This window comes from Bacillus sp. AFS012607, assembly GCF_002558005.1.
GTDB lineage: Bacteria > Bacillota > Bacilli > Bacillales > Bacillaceae_G > Bacillus_A > Bacillus_A thuringiensis_S.
Genome location: NZ_NTVM01000013.1, coordinates 369,798 through 383,144, shown reverse-complemented (window position 1 = coordinate 383,144; position 13,347 = coordinate 369,798). Strand labels below are relative to the sequence as shown.

Here is a 13,347-nt window from a genome sequence, read left to right as displayed (position 1 = left end):
CTAAGAGGGGATATAGAAAATGAGCACAGTAAACGAATTAGTAAACCGTATAGATGAGACATATGAGGTATCACAAATTGAAAAAGAAATTAAATTAGACAATATTGCTTTAAGTGATTTAGAACTATTGGCGACAGGTGGATATAGCCCGCTTACTGGTTTTTTAGGGAAGGAAGATTATGATTCAGTCGTAGAAACGCTTCGTTTAGCAAATGGTAGTGTGTGGAGTATACCGATTACATTACCGGTAACAGAAGAAGTCGCAGAAAGCCTGAAGACTGGAGAGGAAGTAAAGCTTGTCAACAATGGAAATATATATGGTGTTATTCAAATAGAAGATATTTTCGTACCAGATAAAGAAAAAGAAGCGTTACTTGTATATAAAACAACGGATGAGGTTCATCCAGGAGTGAAAAAGTTATATGAACGGCCAAACGTTTACGTTGGAGGAACTATTATTCTAACAAAACGCTTTGAAAATAATCAATTTCCTTCTTATCGTTTAGACCCAATTGAAACGAGAGAAGAATTTAAAAAACGTGGGTGGAAAACAGTAGTCGGATTTCAAACGAGAAACCCGGTACATCGTGCCCATGAGTATATTCAAAAATCTGCTCTTGAAATTGTAGATGGTCTCTTTTTAAATCCACTCGTTGGAGAAACGAAATCGGATGATATTCCTGCTGATGTAAGAATGGAAAGCTATGAAGTACTCCTTCAAAACTATTATCCGAAAAATCGTGTCTTTTTAAGTGTATTTCCTGCTGCAATGCGTTACGCAGGACCAAGGGAAGCTATATTTCATGCGTTAGTAAGAAAGAATTTTGGATGTACACACTTTATTGTAGGGCGTGATCATGCCGGAGTAGGAGATTATTACGGAACATACGAAGCGCAAGAAATCTTCACGAATTTTACGATAGAAGAGTTAGGCATTACACCACTATTCTTTGAACATAGTTTTTACTGCACGAAATGTGAAGCGATGGCTTCAACGAAAACATGTCCGCACGGAAAAGAAGATCATGTTATTTTATCGGGTACGAAAGTAAGAGAATTATTAAGAAACGGTGAGATTCCGCCAAGTACATTTAGTCGTAAAGAAGTAGTAGAAGTGCTAATTAAAGGTTTAAAAAAAGAAGTAGTAACAGAATAGGGAGAGAACGAGATGGATACGAATATTACTTGGCATATAGCTTCGGTTTCAAAAGATGATAGAAGAGTGAAGAATGGACATCACAGTTTTGTAATTTGGTTTACTGGTTTATCAGCTTCGGGTAAATCTACAGTAGCGAATGCGGTCGCTCGTAAACTGTTTGAAAAGAATATTGGAAATTATGTGCTGGATGGGGATAACATTCGCCACGGTTTAAATAAAGACTTAGGATTTTCTGAAAGTGATCGCATGGAAAATATAAGACGTATTGGCGAAGTGGCAAAGTTATTTGTAGATCAAGGAACAGTTGTCCTTACAGCATTTATTTCACCATTTCGAGTAGATCGCAAACAAGTTAGGGATCTATTAGCGGCAGATGAGTTTATAGAAGTGTTTGTAAAATGTCCAATTGAAGAGTGTGAAAAACGTGATCCAAAAGGGTTATACAAAAAAGCGAGACAAGGTGATATTAAAGATTTTACAGGTATTGATTCACCGTATGAGGAACCAGATCGAGCGGAATTAATTGTAGAAACGCACAAGTATTCTATTGAAGAATGTGCAGAACAAATCGTGAAGTACTTACAAGAGCGTAGTTTTGTCCCGTTGTTTGCTGGGAAGTAAAACGCCCACCTCAAAATTCGGCTGGAGCAGGCTGTAAATGCCCGATTGGTGAGGGTTGATTAAAGTTTCACTTTATATAGGGGGATTTAAAAATGAGTTATGAAAAAGTATGGGCTAATAATGAAAAATTAAATCAGACTGAGAAAAATAAATTAGCAAAAGATGGTTTGGAAATTTTTAATGATATTCCTTACTATGCGGAAAATGGATTCGAATCTATTCCGAAAGAAGAGTGGGACGCATTTAAATGGGCAGGATTGTATTTGCAAAGACCGAAAGAAGCTGGCTATTTTATGATGCGTGTAAATATTCCTTCAGGGATTATTACAAATGCGCAGGCGGAAGTGCTTGCTTCTATCGCTGAGGATTATGGACGTGATGTAATAGATATTACGACAAGACAGGCGATTCAGTTTCACTGGTTAGAAATTCAGCAAATGCCAGATATTTTTAAAAGATTAGCAAGAGTTGGGTTATCTTCAGCAGGGGCGTGTGGTGATATAACACGTAATATTACAGGTAATCCACTTGCAGGAATTGATGCGAATGAACTGTTTGATACAACGCATATTGTGAAGGAGGTATATGACTATTTCCAACATAATGAAGAGTTTTCTAACTTACCACGTAAATTTAAAATGTCTATTAGTTCTAACGTTTATAACTCGGCAAACGCAGAGATTAACTGTGTTGCATTTACACCTGCTACGAAAGAAATAGACGGTGAGAAAAAAGTTGGTTTTCATATAAAAGTAGGCGGTGGATTATCAGCCCGTCCATATTTAGCTGATGAATTAGATGTGTTCGTTTTACCAGAAGAAGTGAAGGCGGTAGCAATTGGGATTGCTACTATATTCCGTGATTTTGGATATCGCGAGAAACGTCATTTAGCTCGTTTGAAATTTCTTGTTGCAGACTGGGGAGCAGAGAAATTTAAAGAGAAACTAATAGAGTATACAGGACCATTGCAAAGTAAAGGAGAAAGTGCACTTAAAGGATGGAATGCAGGCTATTTTTATGGTGTTCAAGATCAAAAACAAGATGGATTAAAATATGTCGGTTTTAATGTGCCGGTAGGTCGTTTACATGCAAAAGAAATGTTTGAGATTGCAAGAATTGCAAAGCAGTATGGAAATGGACAAATTCGTACGTGTAACTCACAAAACTTCATCATTCCGAATGTTCCACCAGAAAATGTAACGGGTTTATTAAGTGAACCGTTGTTTGAAGCGATATCTGCAAGTCCGAAATCATTTATTGGTCATGCGGTTTCATGTACTGGTATTGAATATTGCAATCTTGCTCTAGTAGAAACGAAAGAAAGATTACGGAAAATTGCAGAATACTTAGATACAGAAATTGCACTTGATGTTCCAGTTCGAATTCATATGGTAGGATGCCCAAATTCATGTGGTCAACGTCAAATTGCTGACATCGGATTACAAGGGGTAAAAATGAAAACGAAGGAAAAAGGGATTGTTGAAGCATTTGAAATATATGTAGGTGGAACGTTGTTAGATGGCGGTGCCTATAATCAAAAGTTAAAAGGGAAAATAGATGGCGAGGATTTACCGGATGTACTCGCATCATTTATAAGTTATTTTAAAGAGAATAAGTTACCTGCCGAAACATTTTATGATTTTGTCGGACGTATCGGTGTAGATACATTGCAAATAGCTTTAAATAACGTGTTAGAAGAAGTAATAGCGTCTTAGGAGGGGCAATATGGAATTATATCGATTTGAAGCTGTGTTAGCGAATAATATCGTTCCGATTGTTGTTGTTGCTCAAAGTGAAGAGCAGGCATTTAAGCTTGCGGAGATTGAGCTTGAAAAGCATTTTTTACCGTTGCCAGAAGTAAAGGAAATCTCCTTATTTGAAAAAAAGAAGATTCGAAAAGGTGCGGCATTTGTTATTCATGAGTAGAGATCAGTAATACGAAAAAATAAAAACTTCCATTCTTATATACGAATGGAAGTTTCATTTTAATAGAAGAAATGAGGAGAGATGATGGGGAAGGTGTATATAGTTGGAGCGGGTCCTGGCGATCCGGATTTAATTACTGTTAAAGGATTGAAATGTATTGAGAAGGCAGATGTTATTTTATATGACCGTCTCGTGAATAAAGAATTGCTTTCATATGCAAAGCCTGAAGCGGATTTAATTTATTGCGGGAAACTCCCGAATTATCACACGATGAAGCAAGAGACAATTAACACATTTCTTATTAAATATGCGAAAAAAGGAAAAGTTGTAACGAGGCTTAAGGGCGGTGATCCATTTGTATTTGGTAGAGGAGGAGAAGAAGCGGAAGCATTAGCAAAGCAAGGTGTACCATTTGAAATCGTCCCAGGCATTTCGTCTGGAATAGCTGCACCTGCTTATGCTGGTATTCCAGTGACGCACCGTGATGCAAGTGCAAGTTTTGCTATTGTGACTGGGCATAGGAAAGAAGGTGCTAAAGAAGAAGTGAAATGGGAAAATTTAGCGAAAGGTGTAGAGACGTTAGCTGTATATATGGGGGTTAGTAATTTATCCTACATATGCGAACAACTGATGAAGCATGGAAAAGATAAAAGTACGCCAGCTGCTATTATTGAGCAGGGGACGACGTCTATGCAGCGCACAGTTGTTGGAACGTTAGGGACAATTGTAGATGTTGCGAAAAAAGAGCAAATTCAAAATCCGAGCATGATTGTAATTGGAGAAGTTGTCCGTTTTAGAGAAAAAATTCATTGGTTTGAGAAGCAAACGGAAAATGCTTATCAAGTAAGTGGAGTGTTGTAAAATGAAAGCCGTCTTATATATATGTCATGGAAGTCGTTTGAAGACAGCAAAAGAAGAGGCGATTCAATTTATTACATCGTGTATGAGTCGTATAGAAGCGAATATTCAAGAAGTTTGTTTTTTAGAGTTAGCGAATCCAAATATTGATGAAGGGTTCCGTATATGTTTGAAGCGTGGTGCTACAGAGGTTATTGTTATTCCAGTTTTTTTATTAGCGGCAGGTCATGTAAAAAAAGATATCCCGTTTGAATTGGTAAAGCTCAAGAATCAATATCCGAATGTTAAAGTGACTTATGGTAATCCGTTTGGTGTGTCAGAAACACTTGTTAAATCGGTGTATAGCGGAAGTGGCATCGAACAGGAAGATAAAAATGAAGTGACGTTACTTCTCGTTGCAAGAGGGAGCAGTGATCCTGAAGTATTAAGAGATATAAACTGGATTGCCTCTTTATTTCAAACGGAAGAGAAGGTTAAAAAAGTAGAAGTTTGTTATTTAGCGGCTGCAGAGCCAAAATTTGAGGAGAAGTTAAAGGAAGTTGTAGAACGAAAAGAAAAGAACATCGTTGTACTGCCTTACTTGTTATTTACAGGTTTACTTATGAAACATATTGAGAAAGAAGTGCGCCAATATGAATTGGAAGAGATAAAAATCAGTCCATATTTAGGGAAGAATGAAGCGTTTCAAGATATGTTAATTCAGAAAACGACGGAGTTATTGAAGGGAGATCAGTATGTATCCACTTACAGTGCGAGTTAATGAGAAACGTGTTGTTGTTATTGGTGGGGGAAAAGTTGCAGGATTTAAAATTATTCCTTTACTCAAACAAGGTGCAGATATAGTTGTAATCAGTCCAGAATTAGATGCGAATTTAGTAAAACTTGTGGAAGAAAAGAAAATTCGTTGGTATCAAAGAGAATATGAAAAAAGTGATATTAAAAGTGCTTTTTTAGTTGTTGCAGCGAGTAGTGATTCAATATTAAATGAACAAGTTGCTGAAGATGCCGCGGAGAATCAATTAGTAAATGTTATTACAAATCCGGAAAGTGGTAATGTTCATTTTCCGGCAGCGATTCATCGTGGTTTGCTTAATATAGCAGTTTCTACTGGGGGAGCGAGCCCGAAGCTCGCAAAAAAAATTCGAGATGAGATTGCAAATAAATATGATGAGACATATGAATCGTATTTAGATTTTTTATATGAAGTAAGGGTGAAGTTAAAAGATTTACAGTTAGAAAAGAGGGAACGAAATATATTGCTCCAGGAAGTGTTGAAATCAGTATATATGCAAAACGAGGGGAAAAGAGAAAGTTTTTTGCGAGAATTAGAGGAAAAGGTTTTAAAATAATAAAAGATAAAGTGCGCTTTACAAATATAAAAATATAATTTATAATCACAAGTAACTTCAATAGATGAAATCGATGAGCAAGAAGAGTACGTATATTTGATGCGTTCAGAGAGCTGGGGTTAGGTGGGAGCCCGGTACGATAAATTATACAGAATGGGCTTGCGAGAGGTATGTTGAACATTGTAGTAGGCAACCCGGGTTCCGCCGTTAAAAGGATAGAGTATCGGAATTATTCCTGTACTTGAACAAGTGGGATTTATCAATCCAATTGAGGTGGTACCACGGTATTTACATTACATATATCGTCCTCTACATGCATATTTGCGTGTAGAGGACTTTTTTATTTTCTAAAGGAGGTGTGCGAGTATGAAATGAAAGTGTATAATTAACAAAAGTTTAAATATTCAGAAAAGGAGAATTTATGATGAAAGAAACACAGCAATGGACGTCGAAAATAGGCTTTGTACTCGCAGCAGCCGGAGCCGCAGTAGGTCTTGGTGCGATATGGAAATTTCCATATGTTGCAGGTAATGGCGGGGGAGGAGCATTCTTCCTTGTATTTTTACTATTAACTTTATTTATAGGTATGCCTCTTCTAATAGCGGAGTTTGTTATTGGACGTAGCACGCAAAAAGAGGCGGTTACAGCTTATAAAGTATTAGTGCCAAATAGCAAATTATATCCTTGGATTGGTCGTATGGGAGTTGTTACTTGTTTTAGTGTACTATCTTTTTATAGTGTTGTAGGTGGATGGATTTTACTTTATTTATATTATAGTGTGACAGGCAGTTTCTGGAATGGAGTAGCTGATTATGGACAATTGTTTGGTGAAACGATTTCAAATCCGTTAAGTGCGATTGGAGCACAATTTATCTTTATGCTTTGTACAATTTTTGTGGTAAGTAAAGGTGTAGAGAAAGGTATAGAAAAGGCAAGTAAGTACATGATGCCGCTATTATTTATTTTATTTATAGCGATTATTGTTCGTGCGTTAACACTCGATGGTGCTTTTGCTGGAGTAGAGTTCTTCTTAAAGCCAGATTTTTCAAAGCTTACAGCAGATACGATTTTATATGCGATGGGACAATCTTTCTTCTCGCTAACTGTAGGTGCCTCGGTAATGGTAACGTATAGTTCGTATTTAAAGAAAGAAGAACATTTAGCGAAATCAGCAACATCTATTGTAAGTTTAACTGTTTTTGTTACAGTACTTGCAGGATTAGCAATTTTCCCAGCGATTTTCGCATTAGGAGTTAAACCGACTGAAGGACCGGGATTACTGTTTATCGTCCTTCCAGCAGTATTTGCAAAAATACCATTTGGTCAATTTTTCTTTATTATGTTTTTAATTTTATTCTTCTTTGCGACTTTAACATCAGCAATTTCAATGCTTGAAATTGTAGTAGCATCTGTTGCGAAAGGTAATGAGAAGAAGCGTCCGTCAGCATCATTATTAATTGGTATTCTTATTTTTGCAGTCGGTATTCCATCAGCGTTATCATTTGGAATAATGAGTGACGTGAAAATATTCGGGAAAACATTTTTTGATTTAGTCGACTTTTCAGTAAGTAACGTATTGCTGCCGTTAGGAGTACTAGCTATTTCATTATTTGTACCAAATAAAATGAGTAAAGAATTGTTGATGAAAGAATTAGAAGTGACGGAAACGAAAGGGAAAACGTTATTTAACATTTGGTTCTTCTTACTTCGTTATGTCATTCCGGTAACTGTAATAATTGTATTTTTAAATGCGATAGGTATATTTAAAATGTTTGCATAAAAAAGACGGGGATCTACCGTCTTTTTTATGTTGATGAATGTAATAGCCGATTATACGCTTTATAGGCTGTGGTGACTGCGAGGAATGAACCGATTAAAAATAAAACTGAGCCGCCAAATGTAAATATCCGGCCGATATATGTCGTTCTAGCTTCTTCTATTTTTTGTTGTAATTGCGTATTCATATGGATCACCTCGTAAACTATAGGCATTTAGTTATAGTTTATGTAGAATGCCTATATTGTGTGAAGTGTAAATAAAAAACCTCGGTAGGCACCGAGGTTTTTTATAATCCGATATAAGTAGATGGGTCAACTGCGTTTGTCTTGCCGACATTCCATTCTCCAAGATGAAGTTCGAAGTGTAAATGTTGTCCGTATGATTGGCCCGTATTCCCCATAAATCCAAGCTGATCGCCTTGTTTTACAGTTTGTCCATTCGACACGGAACGGCTATTCATATGAGCATATACTGTCGTATATGTTTTTCCGTTTATACGGTGAGATAAGTACACTACGTTTCCGTAACTAGATGATAATTCTGAGCGAATAACAACGCCATCTGCAGCAGCGATAATTGGAACCGTTCCCGAAGCAGCGATGTCAATTCCTTTATGGTTATCTAAAGAACGTACACCGAATCCGGATGTTTTTGATCCAGCTGCTGGTTTGATAAAGCCACCGATATTTGTATCATGTGGTGTTGGAGCTGCTTGAGTTGCTTGAGCAGATTTAGTAGCTTGTTGTTTGCGAGCCTCTTCTGCCTGGCGAGCTTCTTCCGCTTTACGAGCTTCTTCGGCACGTTTTTCTTCTTCAATTGCTTTTTGAACAGCTTGACGTTGATTTTCTAAAATCCCTTTGGATTCTTCTAATCCTTCAATCTCTGAATCTACTTTTGCTACTTTCGTATGTAGATCGTTAATAAGAGTTTGTTGCTGTTGTTGGTTATTTTGTAATTCTTGCTGTTTTTGTTCTAGTTTTTGCTCAGATTCTTTCAGTTGTTGTTCTTTTTTCTCAACAGCTTCTTTTTCTGTAGTTACAGCATTTTGATCAGATGTTTGTTTTTTTACAATATCTGTATCGTTGTTTAATATTAAACTTACGGAGTACATATTATCAACAAGATCAGCAATGTTTGTAGAGTTTGTTAATACTTCTGTAATGATATTTGTACGCGGTTTTTCTTGCATAGATTGTAATCGTTGTTTAATAACTTCCTGACGTGTATCTATGTTTGTTTGTAATTGTTCTATATGTTTCTTTTTGTCAGTAATTACTTGTTGTGTTTTGCTAATTTCTTTTTTTGTATCGTTTAATTCAGCCTCGTTTTTATTAATAGAAGTAGTTAATTCATCGATTTTCTTCTGTAATTCTTGAATTTCTTTTTCTATTTGTTCTTTCTCGACTGATTTATTTTGTAAGTCACTTTGTTTGCCTTCTAATTCAGATTGAATGTTAGTTAATTTATCTTGATTCGTTTCAGCGTATACGGGTGAAAGTAACGGGGAAGCAAAAATCGTTCCTGCTGCTAAAACACTAAACGCTGCAAATTTCTTTTTCATTGTTGTCTGACTCCTTTCCCTATGAATGTTATATATCATAAGAAGAAGGGTGTCTATCGTTGTAATCATAATGTAAAGAAAACTTTATAAAATTGCTAAGTTTTGTCGGAATTTATCATTTTTCAACTTTAATTGTCATAGTACTTACATTTTATTTATATGTGTAACAAAGGTAAATTTTTGATTTATTTGTAAAATACAGGAGGGAAGTAAGAGTTTTTATGGGGTGAAATATTACTTAGAAAGCCAATGAAATACTAGTAAGGAATCGTTCTCATGTGAGGTTTTCTGACATGAGTTTATTTTTTGTCAAGAAAATTATTTGTGTTCGAGCAAAGTTATTTTGTTGTCAGATTTTAAATTTTGATTTATGATTTTTAACAGGGACAAAATGTAGTGAATTGTCGAATAATATGTAATACTCTTAATTTCTTAGTTTTATAGAGATAGAATGAGAGATAGAGTGACACATCGAAGAGGGGGTTACAACAAATATGAAAAGAATAGGACTTGCATGGCAAATATTAATAGGACTTGCACTTGGTATTGCAGTTGGGGCGATTTTCTTTGGCAATCCGGCTGTAGTGAGTTATTTACAACCAATTGGTGATATTTTCATCCGATTAATTAAAATGATCGTTGTACCGATTGTTGTAGCAAGTATTGTTGTTGGGGTTGCTGGTGTTGGCGATGTTAAAAAACTAGGTCGACTAGGCGGAAAAACAATTATTTACTTTGAAATTATTACAACAATTGCAATTATTGTTGGTCTATTAATAGCGAATATTTTCCAACCAGGAAAAGGCGTGAATATGGAGCAGTTAACAAAGACAGATATTTCAAAATATACACATACAACAGAGCAAGTACAAAGTCATTCATTTGCAGATACATTTGTAAATATTGTTCCAACGAACATTATGAAGTCATTAGCTGACGGAGATATGCTTGCTATTATCTTCTTCTCTGTACTATTTGGTTTAGGTGTAGCAGCAATTGGTGAAAGAGGAAGACCAGTTCTTCAATTTTTCCAAGGTGTAGCTGACGCAATGTTTTATGTAACAAACCAAGTTATGAAATTTGCACCATTTGGTGTGTTTGCACTAATTGGTGTTACAGTTTCTACATTTGGTCTTGCTTCATTAATTCCATTAGGGAAATTACTAATTGTCGTATATGGAGCAATGATCTTCTTCGTCGTAGTTGTCTTAGGACTTACAGCGAAAATATTTGGAATTAACATTTTCCAATTCTTTAAGATTTTAAAAGACGAGCTGATCTTAGCGTATTCTACAGCAAGCTCAGAAACAGTTTTACCGAAAATCATGGAGAAAATGGAGAAATTCGGTTGTCCGAAAGCAATTACATCTTTCGTTATTCCGACAGGTTATTCATTTAACTTAGATGGATCAACTTTATATCAAGCAATTGCGGCGATTTTCTTGGCACAAATGTACGGTATTGATTTATCTATTACACAACAAATTACATTATTACTTGTATTAATGGTTACATCAAAAGGTATCGCAGGTGTACCGGGCGTATCATTCGTTGTATTATTAGCGACACTTGGTACAGTAGGTATTCCACCTGAAGGTTTAGCGTTCATTGCTGGTATTGACCGTATTTTAGATATGGCTCGTACAGCAGTTAACGTTGTAGGAAACTCTTTAGCAGCTGTAGTTATGTCTAAGTGGGAAGGTCAATATGACGCTGAAAAAGGACAAGCTTATTTAAAAGAGATTTCTGAAAAGGGTCAAGCTGCTTAATTATAATATGAACAAGCTCTCACATAATATGTGGGAGCTTTTCTGTATATAGAAGAGGAGCAGACATAATGAAACGTAAATATGGTGACGGTGCTTCGTGGAAGAGACTAATAGAAAAGAGTTATACGGTTAAGCAAGTGGAAGAGGGAATGCTCGGAATACTGGATATAAAAAAAGTGAGAGAGCCTAGTTGTAAAGAATATGATGGTAAAGAAATTTGTATTGCAAGTGATGGGTATACGTGGGTTCAATATTTCATTAATGGAAAGAACTTTGCGATTACAGCTATGTTAGATGATAGGCACAATTTAGTGCAATATTATATTGATGTGACGAAAGAATATGAAATAGACGATCGTGGTTTACCGTATTTTGATGATTTATATTTAGATGTAGTATTATTACCCAGCGGTAAGGTGTATATATTAGATGAAGAAGAGCTAGAGGATGCTTATAAAAGTGGCGATGTCACGAAGGAAGAGTATGAGTTAGCTTGGTACACTACGAAATGGATATTAGCAGCAATAAAAAATAGTGAATTTTATTGGATTTCAATATTGGAAGAAGAAATCGAAAAGTTAAAATGATTGTTGTATTCAAATTTTTGTATAATTACCAAAAAAATCTATACAAAAAATAATTGACTTTTGTTTTGTAAGCGAGTAAAGTTAGGGAAGAAATTATTATTAAAAAATAAATATGAAACCTTCTTATAAAGAGAGGCGGAGGGACTGGCCCTACGATGCCTCGGCAGCGGACTCGATTTCAGAGTGCTGTGCCAAATCCAGCAAGCGTGTGCTTGAAAGATGAGAAGAGTGTTTCTTATAGATGTATAAGACCTCTTCTCATCGGAAGAGGTCTTTTGTTATTCATTAGAAAAAGGTTGAAACTAGGGAGAGATGGTACTTTGAAAGAAACGAGAGGAAATGGTTTAGCTTTATTACCACTTGGGATATTTTTGGCGCTATTTATTGGTTCTGGAATTATTACAGGTGATTTCTATAAATTGCCGATACTTGTAGCGATTTCAATTGCTGTAGGAGTTGCTTTAGTGATGAATCGTAAAGAAAGTTTTAATGTGAAAGTAGAGCGGTTCGCTAAAGGTGCAGGAAATCCAGATATTATGATTATGGTATTAATTTTTGTGCTTGCTGGTGCATTTTCTGAAACTGCTAAAGGAATGGGCGGGGTAGATTCAACTGTTAATTTAGCGTTAACTATTTTACCGCCAGGATTTATCGTAGCTGGAATCTTTGTTATTGGTGCATTTATTTCATTAGCTATGGGGACTTCAATGGGAACAATTGCAGCGTTAGCACCAATTGCTGTAGGTATTAGTGGTCAAACTGATATCTCAATTGCGCTTACGATGGCTACTGTTGTTGGCGGAGCGATGTTTGGTGATAATTTATCATTTATTTCAGATACAACAATCGCAGCTGTTCGTTCACAAGGAACAGAAATGAAAGATAAGTTTAAAACGAACTTTTTAATTGTATTACCAGCGGCTATTATTACAATTGTACTATTAGTAATAGTTACTTCAGGAAGTGATACGCAGGTTAAAGCGCATAGCTTTGATTGGATAAAGATTTTACCGTACGCAGGAGTACTTATTACAGCTCTACTTGGCTGGAATGTACTTATCGTATTAACTGGTGGAACTGTACTATCTGGTGTTATCGGTCTTATAGATGGAAGTTACACGTTAGAAAGTTTCTTTAAAAGTGTAACGACTGGAATGGGCGGTATGATGGAGTTAGTATTACTTGCTATATTAATTGGCGGTATGGTTGAATTAATCCAATATAATGGTGGTATTCAATATTTAATGAATGTATTAACACGTAATATTCGTTCGAAAAAAGGAGCGGAATTTGGTATTGCTGGTTTAGTGAGTATGACGAATATGTGTACAGCAAATAATACGATTTCGATTATTTTTACAGGCCCGCTTGCAAAAAATATTGCGGATCAATATGAAATAGATCCTCGTAAATCAGCGAGTGTATTAGATCTTTTCTCATGTTGTGTGCAAGGGTTGATCCCGTACGGTGCCCAAATGTTAACGGCAGCAGGATTTGCAGCGTTATCTCCGGTTGAATTGTTACCATATGCATTTTATCCAATTTTAGTTGGAGTATGTGGGATTGTTTCTATTTTAATTGGGTTTCCAAGGTTTTCGAAAGTAGCTGAGAAAAAAAAGTATCATAAAACAGCTTAATCTAATATGAACGTTAGTAATTAAAAAACGTGCAGAGAATAGACTCTGCACGTTTTTTTGCGTAAAGGGCTGAATATGACTCGGTCTTAAGTCTGAGTTAA

Annotated in this window: 13 protein-coding genes, 1 riboswitch and 1 other annotated feature; of the genes, 11 read left to right on the top strand and 2 right to left on the bottom strand. The window is 35.9% G+C overall.

Annotation, left to right across the window (positions count from 1 at the left end; genetic code table 11):
* Positions 1-19: 19 nt before the first annotated feature.
* The 8 genes from sat (at position 20) to CN409_RS18625 (ending at position 7,693) form a co-directional block, all read left to right on the top strand.
* Positions 20-1,156, top strand: coding sequence for a sulfate adenylyltransferase (gene sat, locus CN409_RS18665; RefSeq protein ID WP_000108784.1), 1,137 nt, complete (start codon positions 20-22; stop codon positions 1,154-1,156).
* A gap of 12 nt (positions 1,157-1,168) precedes the next feature.
* Positions 1,169-1,780, top strand: coding sequence for an adenylyl-sulfate kinase (gene cysC / locus CN409_RS18660; RefSeq protein ID WP_000380490.1), 612 nt, complete (start codon positions 1,169-1,171; stop codon positions 1,778-1,780).
* Between the two features lie 92 nt (positions 1,781-1,872).
* Positions 1,873-3,495: a nitrite/sulfite reductase gene (locus CN409_RS18655; RefSeq protein WP_000119600.1), complete on the top strand. Its 1,623-nt coding sequence runs from the start codon at positions 1,873-1,875 to the stop codon at positions 3,493-3,495.
* Between the two features lie 10 nt (positions 3,496-3,505).
* Entirely contained in the window at positions 3,506-3,706 is a 201-nt protein-coding gene (locus tag CN409_RS18650) for a DUF3906 family protein (RefSeq protein ID WP_000424929.1), read from the top strand.
* Positions 3,707-3,790: 84 nt separating this feature from the next.
* Positions 3,791-4,567: a uroporphyrinogen-III C-methyltransferase gene (cobA, locus tag CN409_RS18645; RefSeq protein WP_081143383.1), complete on the top strand. Its 777-nt coding sequence runs from the start codon at positions 3,791-3,793 to the stop codon at positions 4,565-4,567.
* 1 nt (position 4,568) lies between these two features.
* A complete protein-coding gene (locus CN409_RS18640) occupies positions 4,569-5,324 on the top strand; it encodes a sirohydrochlorin chelatase (protein WP_042597455.1) in 756 nt (251 codons plus the stop codon).
* Complete coding sequence (locus CN409_RS18635) at positions 5,299-5,913, top strand: NAD(P)-binding protein (RefSeq protein ID WP_000283361.1); 615 nt, start codon at positions 5,299-5,301, stop codon at positions 5,911-5,913. The genes CN409_RS18640 and CN409_RS18635 overlap by 26 nt, the downstream gene beginning before the upstream one ends.
* Before the next feature lie 64 nt (positions 5,914-5,977).
* Positions 5,978-6,226 (top strand) — a binding site (T-box leader).
* A gap of 111 nt (positions 6,227-6,337) precedes the next feature.
* Positions 6,338-7,693 carry a sodium-dependent transporter gene (locus CN409_RS18625; RefSeq protein WP_000665434.1) on the top strand — a complete coding sequence of 452 codons (1,356 nt, stop codon included), beginning with the start codon at positions 6,338-6,340 and terminating at the stop codon, positions 7,691-7,693.
* 25 nt (positions 7,694-7,718) lie between these two features.
* On the opposite strand, the gene CN409_RS31910 is transcribed toward CN409_RS18625, so the two are convergent.
* Positions 7,719-7,877, bottom strand: coding sequence for a hypothetical protein (locus tag CN409_RS31910; RefSeq protein ID WP_001096007.1), 159 nt, complete (start codon positions 7,875-7,877; stop codon positions 7,719-7,721).
* A 101-nt stretch (positions 7,878-7,978) separates the two neighbouring features.
* On the bottom strand, positions 7,979-9,253 hold the full coding sequence (locus CN409_RS18620; RefSeq protein ID WP_081143516.1) for a murein hydrolase activator EnvC family protein: 1,275 nt from the start codon (positions 9,251-9,253) through the stop codon (positions 7,979-7,981).
* A gap of 494 nt (positions 9,254-9,747) precedes the next feature.
* On the opposite strand from CN409_RS18620, the gene gltP reads away from it, so the two are divergent.
* The 3 genes from gltP to CN409_RS18605 all read left to right on the top strand — a co-directional run bounded on the left by gltP (position 9,748) and on the right by CN409_RS18605 (position 13,246).
* Positions 9,748-11,022 (top strand): glutamate/aspartate:proton symporter GltP, encoded by a 1,275-nt coding sequence (gene gltP, locus CN409_RS18615; protein WP_000821134.1) that lies wholly within the window; start codon positions 9,748-9,750, stop codon positions 11,020-11,022.
* A 68-nt stretch (positions 11,023-11,090) separates the two neighbouring features.
* Entirely contained in the window at positions 11,091-11,609 is a 519-nt protein-coding gene (locus tag CN409_RS18610) for a ribonuclease FAU-1 family protein (protein WP_000824630.1), read from the top strand.
* A 120-nt stretch (positions 11,610-11,729) separates the two neighbouring features.
* Positions 11,730-11,835, top strand: a riboswitch (SAM riboswitch).
* 94 nt (positions 11,836-11,929) lie between these two features.
* Positions 11,930-13,246, top strand: coding sequence for a Na+/H+ antiporter NhaC family protein (locus CN409_RS18605; protein WP_000665498.1), 1,317 nt, complete (start codon positions 11,930-11,932; stop codon positions 13,244-13,246).
* The last annotated feature ends 101 nt before the right edge of the window (positions 13,247-13,347 follow it).